The following is a 22,911-nucleotide window of genomic DNA, read 5'->3' as shown; positions in this document are numbered from 1 at the left end:
ATGAATGTTCTATCTTCCGTCGACACCAAGAAAGCCGAGGCTGCCGAGATCGTGGACGAGCTCTGGTACAAGGACGCCATTATCTATCAGCTCCACGTCAAGGCCTTTGCCGACAGCAACAATGACGGCATTGGCGACTTCGCGGGCCTGACCGAGAAGCTGCCCTATCTCCAGGACCTCGGCGTCACCGCGCTGTGGCTGCTGCCGTTCTACCCCTCGCCCGGCCGCGACGACGGCTATGACATCGGCGACTACGGTTCGATCAATCCCGATTTCGGGACGATGAAAGACTTCAAGCGTTTCATCCAGGAGGCGCAGAAGCGAGGGCTTCGCGTCATCACCGAGTTGGTCGTCAACCATACCTCCGACGAGCACAACTGGTTCAAGCGCGCGCGCCGCAGCCCGGCAGGCTCGAGCGCCCGCGACTGGTACGTCTGGAGCGACACCGACCAGAAATACCAGGGCACGCGGATCATCTTCACCGATACCGAGAAGTCGAACTGGACCTGGGATCCCGAGGCCGGCGCGTTCTACTGGCATCGCTTCTTCTCGCACCAGCCCGACCTCAATTTCGACAATCCGCGCGTCGTCAGCGCCATCATTCAGGTGATGAAGCGCTGGCTGGACGCCGGCGTGGACGGCTTCCGGCTGGACGCCATTCCCTACCTCTGCGAACGCGAGGGCACCTCGAACGAGAACCTGCCCGAGACGCATGCGATCATCAAGCGCCTGCGCCATGAACTGGACTCCTACTCCAAGGGGAAGCTGTTGCTCGCCGAGGCCAATCAATGGCCGGAGGACGTGCAGGAATATTTCGGCCGCGGCGACGAATGCCAGATGGCCTACCACTTCCCGCTGATGCCGCGCATCTATATGGCGATCGCACAGGAGGACCGCTTCCCGATCACCGACATCCTGCGCCAGACGCCGGACATTCCCGCGAGCTGCCAATGGGCGCTGTTCCTGCGCAACCATGACGAGCTGACGCTGGAGATGGTCACCGACGTCGAACGCGACTATCTCTGGACCACCTACGCCAATGATCCACGCGCGCGCATCAATGTCGGCATCCGCCGGCGGCTCGCGCCGCTGATGGACAATGATCGCCGCAAGATCGAGCTGATGAACTCGCTGCTGCTGTCGTTCCCGGGCACGCCGATCATCTATTACGGCGACGAGATCGGAATGGGCGACAACATCTATCTCGGCGACCGCAACGGCGTGCGCACGCCAATGCAGTGGAGCCCGGACCGCAATGGCGGCTTCTCACGTGCCGATCCCGCCCGCCTTTACGCGCCGCCGATCATGGATCCCGTCTACGGCTATGAATCGGTGAACGTGGAAGCGCAGTCGCGCAGCCTGTCATCGCAGCTCAACGCCACCAAGCGGCTGATCTCCGTGCGCAAGTCGACGCTCGCTTTCGGCCGCGGCACCATGACTTTCATCCGCCCGTCCAACCGTGCCGTGCTCGCTTATGTCCGGCAGTATGGCGACGAGGTGATCCTCTGCGTCGCCAACCTCTCGCGCGCTGCACAGGCAACCGAGCTTGATCTGTCGCCATGGAAGGACCGTATCCCGCAGGAGATGCTCGGCCGCACGCGTTTTCCGTCGATCGGCGAGCTGCCCTACATGATCACGCTGGGGCCATACGGCTTCTATTGGTTCCAGCTCAAGGAGCGCGACAAATCCGAGCCGGTGACGCCGCGCGCGGTGCCGGAGTTCGAAACGCTGGTGGTCCCGGTCAACTCGACCTGGGTGTCGCTGGCGCGCGAGCGCGGCGTGTTCGAGCATGACGTGCTGCCGGACTTCCTGTCGCGGACGCGCTGGTATCCCGAGCACAACCCCAAGCACATCAAGCCCACGCTGACCTCGGCGGTGCCGTTCAGCGACATCGGCGATAACAGACCCTGGATCGCGTTCTTCGAGACGACGCAGGACGGCGTCTCCACGCGCTACGTGCTGCCGATGCAGATCGAGTGGGTTCGCTTCGACCGCGAACGCTTCAACCCGAAGGCGCTTGCCGCCGTGCGCCAGGGCGCGCGCGAGGGCACGCTGCTCGACGTCGCGACCGACCAGATCTTCATCGGGCTCTTCCTGCGGAGCCTGTCGCAGAACCTCGTTGTGGAAGAAAACAATCTGCGGCTGGAGTTCAAGGCCACCAGCCGGTTCGCCGATTACACCATCAAGGAGCCCGAACGCATCCGCGCGATCGAGCAGTCGAACAGCACGGCCCTTGTCGACAACCAGTATGTCGCCAAGATCCATCGCCAGCTCGAGAGCGGCATCAATCCCGAGATCGAGATCGGCTGCTACCTGACCGAGACTGCCCGCTTTGCCAATGCGCCGGCGCTCCTCGGCAGCGTCGAACTGGTCGAAGGCGATAGCCGCAGCGCGGTCGGCGTGTTGCACGCCTATGTCGAGAACCAGGGCGACGGCTGGGCCGTGACCACGGGCTATCTCGATCGCTACATCGATGAGCAGCGGTTGGGACCGGTGGACGAGCCCCGGGTAACCCAGGAGCAGGCGCCCTATTTGCACTTCATGGCGCAGACCGGCCGGCGGCTCGCCGAGCTGCACGTGGCTTTGGCCGCAGCAAAGGCTGCCGATCTCGCGCCGGAGCCGATCGGCCCCACGCATATCAAGCGCTGGACCTCGGACCTCAAGGCGCGCGCCGAGCGCGTTTTCGAACGGCTGGCCGACAGCCGCGACGGGCTGCGCGAGGGCGATCGTCCGCTGATCGATCAACTGGCCGCGGTGCGCGCGACCCTGCCCGACCACCTCAATGCGCTCTTGCCATCCGACATCGGCGGGTTGAACATCCGTCATCATGGCGACTTCCGCCTCGGGCAAACTCTGATCGTGAAGGACGACATCTTCATCATCGACTTCGACGGCGATCCGCGCCTCGCCCTGGCCGACAAGCGGCGCAAACTACCTGCCGCGCGCGACGTCGCGGGCCTGGTCCGCTCGATTGATCTTTCGGTTAACGCGGCTCTTAACCGGGCGCTCTCGGGGGCCAATGACGAGCAGGGCCGGCTCACAGCCGCGCTCGGCGAATGGCGCGAACACGCCACCGCGACCTTCCTGTCTGCTTATCGTGAGGCCATGACCGATCGACGTCTCTGGCCGGAAGAGGACCATTCCGCGGAAGGCATGTTAAGGTTTTTCCTGCTTGATCAAGTGTTCGACGAGGTAGAGTACGAGCTGTCCCACCGGCCGGAGGGGCTCAATGCGCCGCTGACCGGCCTGCTTCGCATTCTGTCCAGTGCCGAGAGCGAAGCCCATGCCTAAATTGCCTGCCGAAGCTTACGCGATCATCGAGGGCCGTCACTCCGACCCTTTCCACTATCTCGGGCTGCATCCTGAGGGTGGAAAAAGCGTGGTGCGCGCCTTCCTGCCTGATGCCTCGAATGTCGAGGCGGTGGGTGAGCACGGCGAGGTCGCGCAACTTGATCGCGTCCACGCTTCCGGCCTGTTCATCGGCGCTCTGCCCAACGGCTCGAAGCGTTACCAGCTGCGCGCGAAGTTCGGCGACGACGTCGTCGAGTTCGAGGATGCCTACCGCTTCCCGCCAATCCTGACCGATTTCGACCTCTATCTGCTCGGCGAAGGTACCCATCAGCGCATCTACGATAAGCTCGGCGCACATCCGATGCGGCTCGAAGGCATCGACGGCATCGGCTTCGTCGTGCTGGCGCCGAATGCGCGACGCGTGTCCGTGGTCGGTGATTTCAATTTCTGGGACGGGCGGCGTCACCCGATGCGGGTGCGCGGGGCCGGCTATTGGGAATTGTTCATTCCGCACGCCAAGGCCGGTGATCACTACAAGTTCGATATCGTTGGACCGCACGGCCATCAGCTGCCGCTGAAGTCCGACCCCATGGCGTTTGCGAGCGAGGTGCGTCCAAAGACAGCATCCATCGTGTTCGACGAAGCACACCTTCCGCGTCCGCGGCCCGCACCTGACGGCATCAATGCACTGTCGGCGCCAATGTCGATCTACGAGGTCCATCTTGGCTCGTGGCGGCGCAAGAATGGCGACGAGTGGCTGACCTATCGCGAGCTCGCCGAGCAGCTGCCGGCCTACGCGCGCGACATGGGTTTTACACATCTCGAATTCCTGCCTGTGAGTGAGCATCCGTTCGACGGCTCCTGGGGCTATCAGCCGACGGGCCTCTATGCGCCGACCAGCCGCTTCGGTACGCCGGAGGATTTTGCCGCGCTGGTCGATGCCTGCCATCGCGAGGGCATCGGCGTGCTGCTCGACTGGGTGCCCGGTCACTTCCCCGACGATCCGCACGGGCTCGGCAGTTTTGACGGTACCTCGCTCTACGAGCACGCTAATCCGCTGCAGGGCCGCCACCTCGACTGGGGCACGCTGATCTACAATTACGGCCGCACCGAAGTGACGAATTTTCTGGTGTCGAACGCACTGTTCTGGTTGGAGCGATACGCCATCGACGGCCTGCGCGTCGATGCGGTGGCGTCCATGCTCTACCTCGACTACAGCCGTCCGCCGGGCGCCTGGATCCCGAACCAGTATGGCGGCCGCGAGAACATCGAGGCCATAAACTTTCTGCGTCGCTTCAACACCGAACTATTCGCGCGATTCCCGCAGGCAACCACGGCGGCGGAAGAATCCACCGCATGGCCGCAGGTCTCGCGCCCGGTGGAGTTCGGCGGGCTCGGCTTCGGCTACAAGTGGAACATGGGCTGGATGCACGACACGCTGAACTACATCAGCAAGGATCCCATCCACCGCAAGCATCATCACGGCGACATCCTGTTCGGCCTGCACTACGCGTTCTCGGAAAACTTCATCCTGCCGCTGTCACATGACGAGGTCGTGCACGGAAAGCGCTCGCTCCTCGGCCGCATGCCCGGCGACGAATGGCAGCGCTTTGCCAATTTGCGCGCCTATTACAGCTTCATGTTTGGCCACCCCGGCAAGAAGCTGTTGTTCATGGGCGCGGAGATCGCGCAGAGCCGGGAGTGGAATCACGACCAGTCGCTCGACTGGCACCTGCTCGAATACAAATATCATTCCGGCATCCAGGCAGTGATCCGCGACCTCAACCGGCTCTATCGCGCGGTGCCGGCGCTGCACCAGATGGACTGCGACCAGGCCGGCTTCGAATGGCTGGTCACGGACGACGCCAACCGCAACGTCTTCGCCTGGTTGCGCAAGGGATTCGACGAGCACGCGCGGTGTCTGGTAATCATCAACTTCTCACCGAACGTCTACCGCAGCTACCGCGTCCCCGTGCCCTTTGGCGGCAAGTGGAAAGAGGTGTTCAACTCAGACTCCGCCCATTATGGCGGCACCAATGTCGGGAACATCGGCGAGGTTCAGACCGTTGACGGCAAGACGCCCGAGCTCCGCCTCACCATTCCGCCGCTCGCCGCGATCTTCCTCGTTCCGGAAAGCTGACCGATGCGCCTGACTGCTGGATCGCACGCACGCCTCGGCGCGAGCTGGGACGGACGCGGCACCAATTTCGCGCTGTTCTCCGCCAACGCTCAGAAGGTCGAGCTCTGCCTGTTCGACCCCCAGGGCCGCCGCGAGCTGGAGCGGATCGAATTACCGGAGCGTACGGAGGACGTCTGGCACGGCTATCTCAACGACGTCTCGCCGGGCCAGCTCTACGGCTATCGCGTGCACGGCCCCTATGAACCGGAGCATGGCCATCGCTTCAACGCCAACAAGCTGCTGCTCGACCCCTATGCCAGGCGGCTCTCGGGGCGGCTCGTCTGGAGCGATGCACATTTCGCCTACCGCACCGGCAGCGCGCGCGAGGATCTGTCCTTTGATCGCCGCGACAACGCCCGCGGTATGCCCAAGGGCGTTGTCGTCGACGAGACCTTCAATTGGGGCCGCCGCGAGATCCGTCCCAACATCCCCTGGGAAGACACGATCATCTACGAGGCCCATGTCAAGGGCCTGACGCAGAAGCGCGATGACGTGCCGCCGAACCTTCGCGGCACCTATGGCGGGCTGTCGTCGCCGGCGATGATCGAGCATTTGAAGAAGATCGGCGTCACCACGGTGGAGCTGCTGCCGATCCACGCCTTCGTCGACGACCGCATGCTGGTAGAGAAGAAGCTCGCCAATTACTGGGGCTACAATACGCTGTCCTTCTTCGCGCCGGAGCAGCGCTATGCCCAGGACAACGCACTCGATTCCTTCCGCACCACGGTGGCGCGCCTGCACGATGCCGGCATCGAGGTGATGCTCGACGTGGTCTACAACCACACCGCCGAAGGCAATCATCTCGGACCGACGCTGTGTTATCGCGGCATCGACAACGCTTCCTATTACTGGCTGAACCGCGAGAATCCGCGCTACTACGACGACTTCACCGGCTGTGGCTCGTCGGTGAACCTGACCCATCCGCGCGTGCTCCAGATGGTGATGGATTCGCTGCGCTACTGGGTCGAAGTCTGCCATGTCGACGGCTTCCGCTTCGACCTTGCCACGACGCTCGCGCGCGGGCCGAACGGCTATGATCGCGGCATCTCATTCCTGACCGCGATCCGGCAGGATCCGGTGCTCGCGACCGTCAAGCTCGTTGCCGAGCCGTGGGACCTCGGACTCGGCGGCTACCAGGTCGGCGCATTCCCCTCGCAATGGTCGGAGTGGAACGATCGCTATCGCAGCGCCATGCGCCGCTACTGGAGCGGCGAAGGCAGCCTGATCGGCGACATCTCGAGCCGCATGACGGCGTCGTCCGACCTGTTCAACCATGACGGACGGCGGCCGCGCGCCAGCATCAACCACATCACCGTGCATGACGGGTTCACGCTGGCCGATCTCTTCAGCTACAACGAGAAGCACAACGAGGCCAACGGCGAGGACAATCGCGATGGCTCCAGCGACAATCACAGCAACAATTGCGGTGTCGAGGGCCCGACTGACGATCAGGCGATCATCGGGATGCGGCGGCAGCTGCGCAAGAACGTTCTGGCCTGCCTGATGCTGGCGCAGGGCATTCCGCTGATCCTCGCCGGCGACGAGGTCGGCAATTCGCAATCCGGCAACAACAACGCCTACTGCCAGGACAACGAGATCGGCTGGGTCGGCTGGGACAATCTCGGCAAGGACGGCGACGACATGATCGATTTCGTCGCCGATCTCGCCGATATCCGTCGCCGGTTCTCGCAACTGCGCAGCCATCGCTGGCTCGACGGCCGGCCGAAGGACGGCATCTCCTACGGCGCGCTGTGGCTGACGCCCGAAGGCAACGAGATGACGGAGAACGATTGGAAATTTCCGGAAGGCCGGTTTCTGTCTTATGTGATGGGACCGATGGAACCGGGCAGCGCGGCAATCTTTATCGTACTGAACGCCGCCCCCGAAGAGATCGCATTCAAGTTGCCAAAAATGCCCGAATACAAAAGCTGGCAGCAGATCCTGAACACGACGGATGCCAAGCTGAACAGCGTTGATTTCCTGCCCGGAAGCGACAGCAAGGCGCCGCCGCGCTCCGTGCTCGCCTTCGCGGGGGCGCAATGAGGCCATCCTTCGGGGCGAAGCCGACCAAGGAGGGCGTATCGTTCCGTTTGTGGGCGCCCGGTGCGCGCCGGGTCGATCTCCTGCTCGACCGGCGACACGCCATGCAGCGCCGGCAGGATGGCTGGTATGTCGCCGAGATTCCCGACCTGCCTGTCGGAAGTCCCTACAAATTCAGGATTGACGACGAGATCGACGTGCCCGATCCCGCGTCCGCATTCCAGCCCGAGGATGTCTCCGGCCCAAGCGAGGTGATCGATCACGATTCCTTCGTGTGGCGCGCGAAGGATTGGCGCGGTCGCCCCTGGGAAGAGACGGTGCTGATCGAGGCCCATGTCGGCACCTTCACGAGCCATGGCACCTACCGTGCCATGATCGACAAGCTCGATCATCTCGTCGCAACCGGCATCACTGCGCTGGAATTGATGCCGCTTGCCGATTTCGCCGGCCGCCGCGGCTGGGGCTATGACGGCGTGCTGTGGTATGCGCCCGACAGTGCCTATGGCCGCCCCGAAGAGTTGAAGACGCTGATCGATGAGGCGCATCTGCGCGGACTGATGGTGTTTCTCGACGTGGTCTACAATCACTTCGGGCCTGAAGGAAATTATCTCGGCCGCTACGCGCCGACCTTCTTCACCGACGCGCACACACCCTGGGGCAACGCGATCGACTATCGCGTGTCGCAGGTGCGGGCGTTCGCGGTCGAGAATGCATTGTCCTGGCTCACCGATTACCGTTTCGACGGGCTGAGGCTGGACGCCGCCAACCACATCATGGCGATCCCTGGCGAGCAGTCGATGCTGCACGATCTCAGCGCCGCCACCGGCGAGCTTGCCAAGGCCACCGGGCGACACATTCATCTTGTGCTGGAGAACGGCGACAACCGCGCCAGCCTGCTCGACGCCGCGCAGGAGCCGCCGAACGGCAAATATCGCGCGCAGTGGAACGACGACTATCACCACGCCTGGCATGTGATGCTGACCGGCGAGCTCGCCGGCTATTACGCGGACTATCAGACGCCGCGCATGGATCTGGCACGCGCGCTCGCCTCGGGCTTCGTCTACCAGGGCGAGATCTCGGAATTCTGGGGCAAGAAGCCGCGCGGCGAAGCGAGCGGCGAGCTGCCGCCGGCGACCTTCGTCAACTTCCTGCAGAATCACGATCAGATCGGCAACCGTCCACTCGGCGACCGGCTCGAAAGCCTGGCATCGCCGCAGCAGATCGAAGCTGCGCTCGCGGTGACGCTGCTCGCATCGATGGTGCCAATGCTGTTTCAGGGCGAGGAATGGGGCTCGAAGGTCCCCTTCCCGTTCTTCTGCGATTTCCAGGGCGGACTTGCCGACGCCGTGCGCAAGGGGCGCAAGCAGGAATATGCCTGGGCCTACGAGAAATACGGCGACGAGGTGCCGGACCCGCTCGACCCCGCCGCGCCGCAATCGGCTGTGCTCGACTGGACCGGCCGCACGCCGGAGCAGGACGCGCGATTGGCGCTGGTGAGGGAGCTACTCGCGCTCCGTCGCAAAGAGGTCGCACCGAGATTGAAGGGAGCGAGCTTCGGCGATGCCGAGGCCGCCGACAACGGCCTGCTCACCGCGCATTGGCGCATGGGTGACGCCACGACGCTGAGCCTGACCGCCAATTTGTCTGACAAAGACATCACGCATTCCAGCAACGCTCCGGGCGCGCCGATCTGGGGCGGCGTAACCGGCGACCGGCTTCCGCCCTGGTCGGTGGTCTGGCATCTCGGAGGTTGATATGCCTTCCGCGATTCCTCTCGCGACTTACAGGCTTCAGCTCACCGCGGACTTCGACTTCGACAAGGCCGCTGATGTTGTGCCTTACCTGAAGGCGCTGGGAATCACGCATCTCTACGCCTCGCCGGTGATGAAGGCGCGCAAGGGCTCGACCCACGGCTATGACACAGTCGATCACAGCCAGTTCAATCCCGAGCTCGGCGGCGAGGCCGGTTTTGCGCGGCTAAGCGATGCGCTCGCGCAGCACGACATCGGTCTCATCATCGATTTCGTGCCCAACCATGTCGGCGTGCATTTTGCCGACAATCCCTGGTGGCTGGACGTGCTGGAATGGGGCCAGACGTCACCGCATGCGGTCTCATTCGATATCGACTGGGATCAGTTGGCCTTCCGCGCCCGTGGCGGCGTGCTGTTACCCATCCTCGGGTCGTCCTACGGTGAGGCGCTGGAGCGCGGCGAGATTGAACTGCGCTACGATCCCAATGAGGGCAGTTTTTCCGCCTGGTACTTTGAACATCGCCTGCCGATCGCGCCGGAGCGCTATGGCGAGATTTTGCGGATGATCGTGAAGGAAGCGGACGCCGGCGGAACCGAGGCCGGCAAACGCCTGCTCTCGCTCGCCGCGCGCTACACGGGCTTGCGCCGGCCGAACCGCAAGGAAGCCCCCGCCTTCAAGGTGGAGCTGAAGGAGATCGCAGGCAGCGCTGACATCATCACGCACGGCCTCGCCGCCTATCGCGCGACAAAAGATCGCCCGGCACAGACGCTGGCGCTGCATCATCTGCTGGAGCGGCAGAACTACAAGCTCGGCCATTGGCGGCTGGCATCCAGCGATATCAACTATCGCCGCTTCTTCGACGTCAACGGGCTTGCGGGCCTGCGCGTCGAGGATGCGAGCACGTTTGCCGCCACGCACCGGCTGGTGAAGCAACTCGTTGCCGACGGCAAGCTGCAAGGCATCCGCCTCGATCACATCGACGGCCTGCGCGATCCCGCGCAATATTGCCAGCGGCTGCGTCGGCTGGTGCGCGATGCGCAGGGCAATACAAAGCCGTTCTATACGGTGATCGAGAAAATCCTGTGCGAGCACGAGCGCCTGCCGCATTTCGCCGGCGTTCAGGGCACCACCGGCTATGAGTGGATGAATGTCATTACGCAGGTGCTGGTCGACGCCAAGGGGCTGGAGGCTCTGGACGAGACCTGGCGGCAGATCAGCAACCGGTCGCCACGGCTTGCGCCTTACGTCAAGGACGCCAAGCGGCGCGTGCTGGAGACGCTGCTGACCAGCGAATTCACCGTGCTGACGCGCCTGCTCGCACGCATCGCGAACGGGCACTATTCAACCCGCGACTTTTCCGCCGACAGCCTGCGGCAAGCGCTGGAATTGTACGTGCTCCACTTCCCGGTCTATCGCACTTACCTGACCCACAGTGGCCCGACCGCGCTCGACCGCAAGCTGATCGACGACACCGTCGCGCGCGCCCGCGCCGAATGGTTCGCCGCGGACGAGGGCATTTTCGACTTCCTGCGCGACGCGCTGACCATGGACCTGCTCACGCCCGGCCGTCCGCCGCACAGCGCCCCGCGCGTGCGCCGTTTTGCGCTGAAGGTGCAGCAATTCACCGGGCCGATGATGGCGAAGTCGCTGGAGGACACCGCGTTCTATCAATTCCACCGGCTGCTGGCGCTGAACGAGGTTGGCGGCGATCCCGCCAGCAAGGGCCTCACCATTCCCGCTTTCCACGAGGCCATGCGGGCCCGCGCCAAGGAATGGCCGCAGGGCATGACGGCGACCGCCACGCACGACACCAAGCGCGGCGAGGACGCCCGCGAGCGGATCGCGGCGCTGAGCGAAATTCCCGGCGAATGGACCAGCGCGGTTTCGCGCTGGAAGGTGCTGAACGCGCCGCACCTTGCGCTCCAGGGCAATCTGCGCGCGCCGTCGGCGACGTTCGAATACATGCTCTACCAGACCCTGCTCGGCGCCTGGCCGCTTGAGGGCCCGGATGCCAGTTTCGTCGCGCGCATCCAGGCCTATGCGCTCAAGGCGGCGCGTGAAGGCAAGGAAGAGACGACGAGCTGGCTCAATCCGCATGAAGCGTATGAGGACGGCGTCAACAGCTTCATCGATAAAATCCTCGATCCCGCGCTGTCAGGCGAATTCCTGGAGGCGCTCCAGACCCTCGCCCGCCGCATCGCGCTGCTCGGTGCGCTGAACTCGCTGGGCCAACTGACGCTGAAGGCCACGCTGCCGGGCGTGCCGGATTTCTACCAGGGTACCGAATACTGGGACCTGTCGCTGGTCGATCCCGACAACCGCCGCCCGGTGGATTTTGCCGCACGGCAGGAGGCGCTGGGTTCGCTGGAAGCGCCGGACTGGCGTGGCCTGATCAATATCTGGCCGGACGGGCAGCTCAAGCTCGCCTGGACGCGGCACCTGCTCAAGCTGCGCAACGAGCTCGCTGACGTCTTCGCGCTGGGCGAATACGAACCGCTGGAAGTCCGTGGCGCACACGCAGACCACGTCATCGCATTCGCCCGTCACCGGGGCCGAGCCGCGGCGATCGTCGTGGTTGGGCGTCAGTTCGCCCCCTTCACGCAAGGGGGGCGGAAATGGCCGACGCTCGAAGGTTTCGACGCCACCGTCGACATCAGCGGGTACACCGCGCCGAGCCTCGCGGGCAACGAATTGCCGCTCGCGCAGGCCTTTCGTGAGTTTCCGGCTGCGGTCATCGAGGCCCGCGCGGCAAGCGCGATCAGGCCTCCGAGACAGCGCGTCCGCGCCTGACGGCTACTTTCCCCCGTCCTTGGTGAGGAGCAATTGTCCGCGCTTGCGGATGGTCGCCTGTGCCATCTCCGCAAAGCGCTGCAACAGCCACGGCAGCACCACCTCGACCTTGACGTGATCGTCGGCGACATCGACTTGGCCGCTCGCGATCTGCCCGAGCGCGCGGATACGAAAGGCCAGAGTGTCGCCGCTCCAGCGTTCCTCCTCGACCTGCATCACGGGAATGCTGGCTGCGGCGCGGCCGAGCCCGGTCTTGAGGCGGCGCACAGCCTCCTCGCGGCCGAGGTGATGCGGAATGGAGACGACAAGAGGTGCTGACATGGCCCTACCCTGTGGTGGCTGATCCTCACATAATCATGCCGGCAGGCGCGGCAAAGGTTCCATGCAAGTTGGACGCGAGCCCGTGTTTCATTGTTGGAACTTTAAAACCTGCGGCAAGTTGCCTCCGCACAACGCAACGACCCTTTCAACAAAGGGCTGGAGGAGACTAGCATGTCTATCGGTACGATCATTCTGATCATTTTGGTCATCGCGCTGCTCGGCGGTTTCAGCGGCATCGGCGGCGGGCCGTTCTATGGCACCGGCTATTACGGCGGCGGCGGCCTGGGGCTCGTCATCGTCATCCTGCTGATCCTACTACTACTCGGACGGATCTAGGCGAGGTCTCGTAGGGTGGGCAAAGGCGCGAATGCGCCGTGCCCACCTTCTCTCTCGACGGCAAAAAGATCGTGGGCACGCTTCCGCCTTCGCTCTACGAGCTACGGCGGACAAGTCGCTTTGCCCACCCTACGAGAGCCGCGCCCGTCGTGCGCGCCTACTTCGTCTTTCCCGCCAGCTTCTTCACCGCCGCCTTGATTGACGCGGCAGCATCATCATAACCATCCCACGCCTTCGATCGCGCCAGTAAGCCCGGCACCGTCCGCACCGTGTATTTCTTCGGATCGAGGTCGCCCTTCACCTGCGCCCAGGTCACCGGCATCGACACGGTCGCGCCATCGCGTGCACGCGGCGATAGCGGCGCCACGGCGGTCGACAGGCGATCGTTGCGCAAATAGTCGAGAAAGATTTTCCCGTTGCGTAGCTTCTTGGACATGTTGAGAAGATAGCGATCGGGATCGTCATCGGCCATCCACTGGCAGACGCCTTGCGCGAACGCCTTGGCCTCCTTCCAGTCCACCTTGTCGCCCGCGCCGTGAAGCAGCGGCACCACCACATGGAGGCCCTTGCCGCCGGTGGTCTTGCAAAAACTCTCCATGCCGACATCGGTGAGCCGCTGGCGCATCTCCTTCGCGGCCTCGACGACATCGTTAAACTTGACGTCCGGCGCGGGATCGAGATCGAACACCAGTCGGCCCGGCGTGTCATAGGCATCGGGCGCACAATTCCACGGATGCAGCTCGACGCCACCGATCTGCGCGACCGCAGCAAGTCCCTCGACGCGGTCGATCTGCAAATACGGCTTGCGATCGCCGGACACCTTTGCGAGCTCGAGCAGATTCGACGTACCCTGCATCGCATGCCGCTGAAAGAATTTTTCACCGCCGATCCCGTCGGGCGCACGCAAGATCGAGCAGGGGCAACCCTTGATATGTTCGATCATCCAGGGGCCGACCCCCTCGAAATAGCGCGCGAGATCGAGCTTAGTCACACCCTCGCCGTCGCCGCCGTCCGGCCATAGCTCCTTCTCCGGCTTCGAGATGACGACGCCCATCACCTCGACGGTGCCCTTCGCTTTGGCAGGCTTTGCACCAACGCGCTTTCTGGCGGAAAGCTTGGCGAGCTTGGTATCCGCGGGCGTTTCCGCCTCGACCTCCTCGGCCGGCTTGTCCTGCCGCAGGCCCTTGAACGCGGCCTGGCGAATGTTGCCATCGGCGGTGAAACCGGCGAATTCGATCTCGGCGACCAGCTCCGGCTTGACCCAGTGCACATCGCGCGTCTTCTTCGGCGCATTCTTGCCGCCGAACGGGCTTTCGCTCGACGCCGCCTCTTTCAGGAACGGCATGATGCGCTTGACCTTGTCGGCGCCAAAGCCGGTGCCGACAATGCCGACATAGGCGAGGTGATCGCCGCGATAGACGCCCGCCATCAGCGAGCGGAATTTCCCGGCCGTCGTCTTCCAGCCGCCGATCACGACCTCCTGGCCGGCGCGGGACTTTGTCTTGGTCCAACCTTCCGTCCGCCCCGAGCGGTAGGGCGCATCGAGCTTCTTCGAGACGATGCCTTCAAGCTCGAGCTTCAGAGCCGATTGCAGCACCGTGTCGCCGTCGCTCTCGAAATGTTCGACATAGCGGATCAGGCTCGATTTCCGCTTGCGTGCCGCCAGAATCTCCTTGAGCCGCGCCTTGCGCTCACCGAGGGGCAGGCGGCGATAATCAAGGCCCTTGGCGAACAGGAGATCGAAAGCAAAGAAGATCAGGTCCTCGGTCTTGCCGTCCGACAACGCGGCCTGCAGTGACGAAAAATTTGGGGCGCCGCTATGATCCAGCGCGACGATCTCACCATCGATCATGGCGTCCGGCAGCGCGCTGGCCTCTTTCGCAATCGCGGCAAACTTGTCAGTCCAGTCGAGCCCCGTCCGCGTCTTCAGCGTCGCCTGGCCGCCCTCGACCCGGAGCTGCACGCGATAACCGTCGAACTTGATTTCGTGGCACCAGCGATCGCCTGACGGGGGGCGCTCGACCGGCGTACAGAGCTGCGGCGCAACGAAGTCCGGCATCTCCGAGATCCGACTGGCATTCGTTGCTGTCGTAACCTTCTTTTTCGCGCTGTTGGTCTTGGGGACCGTTCCGCCCTTCAACGCTGCGCGCGGCGCCGGCTTCACCGTCCGCCCCTTGGTCTCCTCGGCGCGATTGGACTGCCAGACCGCATCGGCCTTGCCCCTGCCCTTCGCCAGCATGAACGGTTTTGGGGCGCGGCCCTTGCCGCCGGCGATCTGCTCCATGGCCCGGCCGGACGCGACCGACTTGTCCTCCGCCAAAATATCCTCACCCTCGCTGGCATATTCGTCGCGGTGCTTGATCAGCAACCAGTTAGTGCGCTTGCCCCCGGTGCGGTCATTCCGCATCCGCACCAATACCCAGCTTCCGTGCAGCTTCTCGCCGTGCAGCGTGAACTTGAGGTCGCCCTTTTTGAAACCGGCTTCCGGGTTGTCGGCTTCCCAGGTGCCACGGTCCCACAGCATCACCGTGCCGCCGCCGTATTGGTCTTCCGGAATCGTCCCTTCGAAATCGCCGTAGTCGAGTGGATGGTCCTCGACCTCGACAGCCAGCCGCTTGTCGTGTGGATCGAGCGAGGGGCCTTTCGTCACCGCCCAGGACTTGAACACGCCGTCGAATTCGAGGCGGAAGTCGTAGTGCAGCCGGGTCGCATCATGCTTCTGGATCACGAAGCGCCGCTGTTTTGACGGCGCCACTGCCGTCTTGCCGGACGGCTCCGGCGTCTTCTCGAAATCACGCTTCTCGCGGTAGGTGGAGAGTTTTCGCAGCACGACCGGTCCCGCATTTCTTTCGGCGTGAGAGCCTATCACGGCAAAAGCCCCAGCCGGAACCAAAACCCCGGAGCCCGGTTGGAGTTCCTGAAACGCCTTGAAATCACTGGAGAATGGAATGGCCCCGCGCGCCTATTGGAAGGGAACGCTGAAGCTGTCGCTGGTCAGTTGCCCGGTCGCGCTCTACCCCGCGACCACCGGGGCCGAGAAGACGCGGTTTCACATGATCAACCGCGAGACCGGTAACCGGCTCAAGCAGCAGATGGTGGATGCCGAGACCGGCGATGTCGTCGAGAGCGACCAGAAGGGCCGCGGCTACGAGCTACGCAAGGGCAAATATGTCGCGATCGAGCCGGAGGAGCTCGAGGCGGTCCAGATCGAGAGCAACCATACCATCGACATCGAAAGCTTTGTGCCGAGCGGGGAGATCGACCAGCGCTATCTCAACCATCCCTATTACATCGCGCCCGAAGGCAAGGCCGCAGTGGATGCATTTGCCGTGATCCGCGACGCCATGAAGGACCAGGACCGCGTGGCGCTCGCAAAAATCGTGCTCACCAACCGCGAGCACATCATCGCGATCGAGCCGCTCGGCAAGGGCCTACTCGGCACCACGCTGCGCTTCCCTTACGAGCTGCGCGACGAGGACCAGGTTTTCGATGACATCAAGAGCCCGAAGATCACCAAGGACATGGTCGAGCTCGCAGGCCACATCCTGCACACCAAGGCGGCGCATTTCGACCCCAGCAAGTTCAAGGACGAGTATGAGACCGCACTGAAAGCGCTGGTGAAGAGGAAGGCGAGCGGCAAGACAATCGAGCTGCCAGAGCCTGAGGAGAAGCCGAGCAATGTCGTCAGCCTGATGGATGCGCTGAGGCAGAGCCTGAAGGGGCGTGGCGGGAAGAAGTCGGCGACGAAGTCGCATGCAAGACGGGCGACCGGCGGGCGGCGAGTTGCGAAGAAGACGCCGCGGTCGACGGCGCGGCAGAGAAAGGCGGGGTGATCTCCTCCGTCATTGCGAGGAGCACTTGCGACGAAGCAATCCAGAATCTTTCTGCGGAGGGACTCTGGATTGCTTCGCTACGCTCGCAATGACGATGTGGATGGCGGATCGCGCCCCTAACAGGAGCGTCAATCCCCCGCCTTCAGCCGGTATCCGATCCCGGTCTCCGTCAGCACATACTGCGGACGCTCCGGATCAGTCTCGATCTTCTGGCGGAGCTGGCGGACATAGACGCGCAGATATTGCGCGTCGGTCAACTCGTCCCAGAGTTCCTTGAGCAGGAAGCGGTGGGTCAGCACCTTGCCCGCGTGCTGCACCAGCACGCGCAGGAGGTCGTATTCCTTCGGTGATAGCTTGACGTCGCGCTCCCCGAGCTTGACGATGCGACGCACGAGATCGACCGAGAGATCTCCGGTACGAAACACAGGGCGCTCGCCCTGGACCTGAAGCTGGTGCCGCAAGGCTGCACGCAAGCGCGCCAGCAGTTCGTCCATGCCGAACGGCTTGGTCAGGTAATCATCGGCGCCGAGATCGAGCGCCTGCACCTTGCCGGCCTCGTCGCCGCGGCTCGACAGCACCACGATCGGCACGCTCTCATTGCGGGCGCGGATGGTGCGCAGCAGCTCATGGCCCTGGATATCGGGCAGGCCGAGATCGAGGATGATCAGCGCGGGATCTTCATTGAGCTTTTCCAGCGCGATCTTGCCGTTCGACGCCTCCAGGATCTCGTAACCCTGCGTCGAAAGCCCCATCCGCAGCAATTTGCGGATCGGCGGCTCATCGTCGATCACCAAAACCTTGATCGGGGCGGCACTCATGCGGCGGTGTCCAATGCGTGGGTCTGCGCCGGAACAGGCAGACGGATGGTGAGAACAGCGCCGCTCCGGTCACTGCGGTTGGCAGCCGTGATGGTGCCGCGCATCGCCTCGACGAAGCCGCGCGAGATGGCAAGCCCAAGCCCGGTGCCGGGACGGACATGGTCGCCTTTCTGCACACGATAGAACTTGTCGAACACGCTCTCGAGCTCGTCGGGCGGAATGCCCGCGCCTTCGTCGGCGACTTCCAGCACCACCTGATCACGCTCGCGCCGGCTCCTGATCGCGATCGTGGTGTCGGGCGGCGAATATTTCGCGGCGTTGTCGAGTAGGTTGAACAACACCTGCTCGAACAGCACGGCATCGAGCTGAAGCATCGGCAGATCGGCCGCCAGGACCAGCTCCACCTTGTGCGCGGCGAGGATCTTGGACGCCCGCCGTAGCGCGCTGCCGACGATCTCACCGAGATCGTGCAAGGCTGTGTTGGGCACGATGGCGCCGGATTCGAGCTTCGTCATGTCCAGCAAGTTCGCAATGAAGCGATTGAGCCGTTCGGACTCGTCGATCACTGTGGCAAGCAGGTCGCGCTTCTCGGTATCCGACAGCGCGCCAGCGAGATCGCGAATCGTCGAGGCGGCGCCCAGCACGGAGGCGAGCGGCGTCTTCAGATCGTGCGAGATCGAGGTCAATAGCGCGGAGCGCAGCCGCTCGGATTCGACGGTACGCTTGACGCGATCCATGTCCTCGACCAGCAGCACGCGCTCGATCGCAAGCGCGCCCTGATCCACCAGCGCGTCCAGCAGCCGCCGCTGGTCCGGCGTCAGCAGCGGGCCAGTCCGGTCGTTGTCGATGCCGATCACGCCAATCGGGCCGCGCCCGGTGCGCATCGGCAGGAACAGGCGCTTGGCGCCCGGCAGGGTGTCCGAACCGCGGCCGGCGGAGCGGTCATTGCTCCAGGCCCAGTTGGCGGCGGCGAGATCGGCCTGGTCGAGCTGGTCTTCCGGCGGATAGCCGGATTTCACCGTCAAAAGCCCGTCCTCCGGCAGCAGCAGGACCACGCGGACCTTCAGCATCAGTGCGATCTGATAGGCCGAGGCCCACAGCACGTCGTCGAGCGTGGCGGTGCCGGCGAGCTTGCGGCTGAACGCATAGAGCTGCTCGGTGGTCCTGATGCGGCCGATCGCCGTGTCGGCCTGCGTGCGCACGCGCGCGGCGACATTCGAAACCAGGATCGCGATCAGCATGAAGAAGAAGAACGCCGCTACGTTGGTCGGATCCGTGATGGTGAACGTATAGACCGGCGGCAGGAAGAAGAAGTTATAAGCGAGCGACGCTACGATGCTCGCGAGCAGCGACGGCCACAAGCCGTACCGCACTGCGATGGCGACGACCGAGGTCAGCAGCACGAGGTCCACGTTCTCGATGCCGAACCGCGGCTGAAGCAGCTTTGCGGCGCCGAGGCCCACCAGCACGATGCCGAGCGTCTTCAGATAGGGCAGCGGATTGAAAGGGTCGGACCGCGCGGCGGTCTGCACCGGCGTCTTCGGCGCTGCTTCGTCCGGCAGCTCGTCGCCGGGAATGACGTGAACGCTGATATTGCCGGCGCGGCGCACCAATTCATGCACGACGGAGCCGCGCGTCATCTCGAACCAGCGCGAGCGCGTCGACTTGCCGATCACGATCTGGGTGACGTTGTTGCCTTGGGCGAAATTGATGACGTCGTCGGCGATACGACGGCCGACGGCCGGAATGGTCAGCGCCTCGCCACCGAGCGATTCGGCGAGCCGCAGCGTGTCGGCGAGCCGGTCGCGCTCCTGCTCCGAGAGCTGGAGCGAGCGCCGCGTCTCGATCGAGATCGCGGTGAATGGCGCATGCAGCCGGTCGGCCAGCCGCTTGGTGTAGCGCACGATCCCGGCTGCGCGCGGATCCTCGCTGACACAAACGAGGATGCGCTCGCCCGCAGCCCACGGACCGGCGATGGCGTTCGCCTGCATGTGCGTAAGAAGCTGCTCGTCGACACGCTCAGCCGTGCGCCGCAGCGCGAGCTCGCGCAGCGCGGTCAGATTGCCGGGCGAGAAGTAATGCTCCAGCGCTCGCTCGGCCTGCTTGGGGACGTAGACTTTGCCTTCACGCAGGCGCTGGATCAGATCGTCGGGGGTGAGGTCGATCAGCTCGATCGCATCGGCGCGGTCGAAGATCGAATCCGGCACAGTCTCGCGCACCCGTACATGAGTGATTTGCGCGACGACGTCGTTCAGGCTCTCGATGTGCTGGATGTTGACGGCGGTGTAGACGTCGATGCCGTGGGACAGCAGCTCCTCGACGTCGAGATAGCGTTTGGGGTGACGGCTGCCCGCCGCATTGGTGTGGGCGAGTTCGTCGACCAATGCGATCTTAGGGTGCCGCGCGATCACGGCGTCGAGGTCCATCTCCTCGATAGTCTGGCCGCGATAGTCGAGCCGCTTGCGTGGGACCATCTCGAGCCCTCGCACCAGCGCCTCGGTCTCGGCGCGGCCATGGGTCTCGACGAAGCCAATCACGATGTCGATGCCGGCCTTGCGCCTGGCATGGGCGCTTTGCAGCATCTCGTAGGTCTTGCCGACGCCAGGGGCGGCGCCGACAAAAATCTTCAGCTTGCCGCTCGCACTCTCTTCCCGACGCGCGGCTTCAAGCAGCGCCTCGGGAGACGGACGTTGTTCGGGATCGCGGCGCTGTTGAACCATCAGGCCAATATAATCATCCGGGCATTCCCAGCCTAGAGCGCTACTTCGCGGACGCCCGATCCAGTGCGAGGTTCAGGGCAAGAACGTTAACCCGGGGTTCGCCGAGCAGGCCGAGCAGACGGCCCTGGGTGTTGGAGGCGACGAGCTGCCTGAGCTGGACTTCCGGGATATTCCGCGCCTTGGCCACGCGGAGCACCTGGAATTGCGCGGCTTCCGGCGAGATATCCGGGTCGAGACCGCTCGCCGAAGTCGTGACGAGATCAACGGGCACTGAAGCGTTCGGGTTCTCGGCTTTCAGCTTGTCCACGTCCTCCTTCAGTCGGTCGGCCAGCGCTTTGCTGGTCGGGCCGAGGTTGGAGCCACCCGAATTGGCGGCGTTGTAGGGGGCGGACACCGTCTTGGTCGAATCATTCGGGTCCGGCGCAAGCGTCGCCGAAGGACGGCCGTGGAAATATTTGTCGTCCTTGAACTCCTGGCCGATCAGGGCGGAGCCGATCACCTTGCCGTCCTTCTCGATCAGGCTGCCCTGCGCCTGGGCGGGGAAGATCGCGCCGGCAATGCCGGTCATGGCGAGCGGATAGGCCACGCCCGTGATCGCAGTGAGCACCAGCAAGAGGACGATGGCGGGGCGGATTTCTCTGAGCATGTTGGGTCTCCAGTTTCTTCGTCGCGGCCCGGGCGAGCGCTGCGCGCCCCGGGACAACGATCAAGCCAGGTGCAAGGCAACAACGACGAGGTCGATCGCCTTGATGCCGATGAAGGGAATGACGATTCCGCCCAGGCCGTAGATCAGCAGGTTGCGGCGAAGCAACGCGCCGGCGCCGACCGCACGATAGGCGACGCCCTTCAGCGCCAGCGGGATCAACCCGATGATAACAAGCGCGTTGAAGATGATCGCCGACAGGATGGCGCTCTGCGGGCTCGACAGGTTCATGACATTGAGCACGTTGAGCTGCGGGTAGAACGCCAAAAACATCGCCGGGATGATCGCAAAATATTTTGCGACGTCGTTGGCGATCGAGAAGGTCGTCAGCGCACCGCGCGTCATCAACAGCTGCTTGCCGATCTCGACCACCTCGATCAGCTTGGTCGGGTTGGAGTCGAGATCGACCATGTTGCCGGCCTCGCGCGCGGCCTGCGTGCCGGTGCTCATGGCGACACCGACGTCGGCCTGCGCAAGCGCCGGCGCATCGTTGGTGCCGTCGCCGCACATGGCCACCAGCTTGCCTTTGGCCTGCTCGTCGCGGATCAGCTTGAGCTTGTCCTCGGGCGTTGCCTGCGCCAGGAAATCATCCACACCCGCCTCCGCCGCGATGGCGGCCGCCGTCATCGGGTTGTCGCCGGTAATCATGACGGTCCGGATACCCATGCGGCGCAGCTCGGCAAAGCGCTCGCGGATACCGCCCTTGACGATGTCCTTGAGCTGGATGACGCCGAGCAGCCTGCCGTCCTTGGCCACGGCCAGCGGCGTCCCGCCGGCCTTCGAGATCTCGTCCGCGATTGTCTGGATCTCGCGGCCGATGTCCGACAGTCCCGCAGGCTGGATGGCGCGAGCGGTATTACCGGATGCCACGGCCAGCGGCGCGCCGCCGCCGACATAGTTGAGCATGGCATCGACCGCACCCTTGCGCACCGACGAGCCGCCGGCATCGACGCCGCTCATGCGGGTCTGCGCCGTGAACGGGATGAAGGTGGCGCCGAGCTCGGCCATGTCGCGACCACGGATGCCATACTTCTCCTTGGCCAGCACCACGATGGAACGGCCTTCCGGCGTTTCGTCGGCGCGTGAAGCGAGCTGAGCAGCGTCCGCCAACTCCTGCTCGCCGACGCCGCGCACGGGACGGAACGCGGTCGCCTGGCGGTTGCCGAGCGTGATGGTGCCGGTCTTGTCGAGCAACAGCGTGTCGACATCGCCAGCGGCTTCGACCGCACGACCGGACATCGCCAGCACGTTGAAACGCACAAGGCGGTCCATGCCCGCGATACCGATCGCCGACAGCAGCGCGCCGATCGTAGTCGGGATCAGCGTCACGAACAGCGCAACCAGCACGACCACCGAGATCGAGCCGCCGGCATAGGCCGCGTAGCTCGGAATCGTGACTGTGGCGAACACGAAGATGATGGTGAGGCCGGCGAGCAGGATGTTGAGCGCGATCTCGTTTGGCGTCTTCGCCCGCTCGGCACCCTCGACCAGCTTGATCATGCGATCGATGAAGGTCGAGCCCTGGGCGGCCGTGATGCGGACGCGGATCCAGTCGGACAGCACTAGCGTGCCGCCGGTCACCGCCGAACGGTCACCACCGGACTCGCGGATCACGGGCGCGGATTCGCCAGTGATAGCGGCTTCGTTGACGGAGGCCACGCCCTCGATCACCTCGCCATCGGACGGGATGGTGTCGCCTGCCTCGACCAGCACGATGTCGCCGACCTTCAGGCTCGTGCCCGGCACGAGCCCGAAATCCCGGCCCGTGCCGGTCAGCAGCTTGGCCTGGCTTTCGGTGCGGGTCTTGCGTAGCGAATCGGCCTGCGCCTTGCCGCGGCCCTCGGCCACCGCTTCGGCGAAGTTCGCGAACAGCACCGTGAACCAGAGCCAGAGGATGATCTGGAACGTGAAGCCGAGATTGGCACCACCCGCAAGGAGGTCACGCAGGAAGATCACGGTGGTGAGTGCGGCCACGATCTCGACCACGAACATCACGGGGTTCTTGATCATAAGCCGCGGATCAAGCTTGGCGAAGGACGCGCGGATCGCGGGCACGACGATCTTGGGATCGAGCATCGCCGAGACGGACGCGCGCTTTTGCAGTTTCATGGTTTCCATGGAGGTCACT

General features: G+C 64.0%; 13 protein-coding genes. 7 read left to right on the top strand and 6 right to left on the bottom strand.

The genetic code is table 11. The annotated features are described in order from the left end of the window. From treS to treY, 5 genes are read left to right on the top strand one after another with little or no spacing between them, the layout of a single operon-like run. Window positions 1-3,291 (top strand): maltose alpha-D-glucosyltransferase, encoded by a 3,291-nt coding sequence (gene treS / locus ABIA96_RS12470; protein ID WP_354137346.1) that lies wholly within the window; start codon window positions 1-3, stop codon window positions 3,289-3,291. After that, the gene (glgB, locus tag ABIA96_RS12465; RefSeq protein WP_354137345.1) at window positions 3,284-5,431 is read left to right on the top strand and encodes a 1,4-alpha-glucan branching protein GlgB; all 2,148 of its coding nucleotides are present in this window, start codon (window positions 3,284-3,286) and stop codon (window positions 5,429-5,431) included. Before treS ends, glgB begins: the two co-directional genes overlap by 8 nt. A 3-nt stretch (window positions 5,432-5,434) precedes the next feature. Then, window positions 5,435-7,513: a glycogen debranching protein GlgX gene (gene glgX / locus ABIA96_RS12460; protein ID WP_354137344.1), complete on the top strand. Its 2,079-nt coding sequence runs from the start codon at window positions 5,435-5,437 to the stop codon at window positions 7,511-7,513. Then, a complete protein-coding gene (gene treZ / locus ABIA96_RS12455; protein ID WP_354137343.1) occupies window positions 7,510-9,264 on the top strand; it encodes a malto-oligosyltrehalose trehalohydrolase in 1,755 nt (584 codons plus the stop codon). The genes glgX and treZ overlap by 4 nt, the downstream gene beginning before the upstream one ends. Before the next feature lies 1 nt (window position 9,265). Then, window positions 9,266-12,052 carry a malto-oligosyltrehalose synthase gene (gene treY, locus ABIA96_RS12450; protein WP_354137342.1) on the top strand — a complete coding sequence of 929 codons (2,787 nt, stop codon included), beginning with the start codon at window positions 9,266-9,268 and terminating at the stop codon, window positions 12,050-12,052. A gap of 3 nt (window positions 12,053-12,055) precedes the next feature. Here the strand turns inward: treY and ABIA96_RS12445 are convergent, their stop codons facing one another. Further along, a complete protein-coding gene (locus ABIA96_RS12445; protein WP_354137341.1) occupies window positions 12,056-12,373 on the bottom strand; it encodes a polyhydroxyalkanoic acid system family protein in 318 nt (105 codons plus the stop codon). A gap of 171 nt (window positions 12,374-12,544) precedes the next feature. On the opposite strand from ABIA96_RS12445, the gene ABIA96_RS12440 reads away from it, so the two are divergent. Further along, entirely contained in the window at window positions 12,545-12,709 is a 165-nt protein-coding gene (locus ABIA96_RS12440) for a DUF3309 family protein (RefSeq protein WP_007595743.1), read from the top strand. 157 nt (window positions 12,710-12,866) lie between these two features. On the opposite strand, the gene ligD is transcribed toward ABIA96_RS12440, so the two are convergent. After that, the gene (ligD, locus tag ABIA96_RS12435) at window positions 12,867-15,539 is read right to left on the bottom strand and encodes a DNA ligase D (RefSeq protein ID WP_354137340.1); all 2,673 of its coding nucleotides are present in this window, start codon (window positions 15,537-15,539) and stop codon (window positions 12,867-12,869) included. A 118-nt stretch (window positions 15,540-15,657) separates the two neighbouring features. Between ligD and ku the strand changes: the two genes are divergently transcribed. Next, entirely contained in the window at window positions 15,658-16,542 is an 885-nt protein-coding gene (gene ku, locus ABIA96_RS12430; protein ID WP_354137339.1) for a non-homologous end joining protein Ku, read from the top strand. Between the two features lie 128 nt (window positions 16,543-16,670). Here ku and ABIA96_RS12425 read toward each other — a convergent pair whose 3' ends face one another. The 4 genes from ABIA96_RS12425 to kdpB are packed head-to-tail and all read right to left on the bottom strand — an operon-like array spanning window position 16,671 to window position 22,901. Further along, entirely contained in the window at window positions 16,671-17,360 is a 690-nt protein-coding gene (locus ABIA96_RS12425) for a response regulator (RefSeq protein WP_354137338.1), read from the bottom strand. Then, window positions 17,357-20,080, bottom strand: a complete 2,724-nt coding sequence (locus tag ABIA96_RS12420; RefSeq protein WP_354137337.1) for a DUF4118 domain-containing protein — start codon at window positions 20,078-20,080, stop codon at window positions 17,357-17,359. The genes ABIA96_RS12425 and ABIA96_RS12420 overlap by 4 nt, the downstream gene beginning before the upstream one ends. 40 nt (window positions 20,081-20,120) lie before the next feature. Continuing rightward, entirely contained in the window at window positions 20,121-20,726 is a 606-nt protein-coding gene (locus ABIA96_RS12415) for a K(+)-transporting ATPase subunit C (protein ID WP_354137336.1), read from the bottom strand. Between the two features lie 60 nt (window positions 20,727-20,786). Next, a complete protein-coding gene (kdpB, locus tag ABIA96_RS12410) occupies window positions 20,787-22,901 on the bottom strand; it encodes a potassium-transporting ATPase subunit KdpB (protein WP_354137335.1) in 2,115 nt (704 codons plus the stop codon). Between the last annotated feature and the right edge of the window lie 10 nt (window positions 22,902-22,911).

The sequence above is a fragment of the Bradyrhizobium sp. LB11.1 genome (genome assembly GCF_040549385.1).
Taxonomy (GTDB): domain Bacteria; phylum Pseudomonadota; class Alphaproteobacteria; order Rhizobiales; family Xanthobacteraceae; genus Bradyrhizobium.
This window is presented reverse-complemented; position numbering and strand designations above follow the sequence as displayed.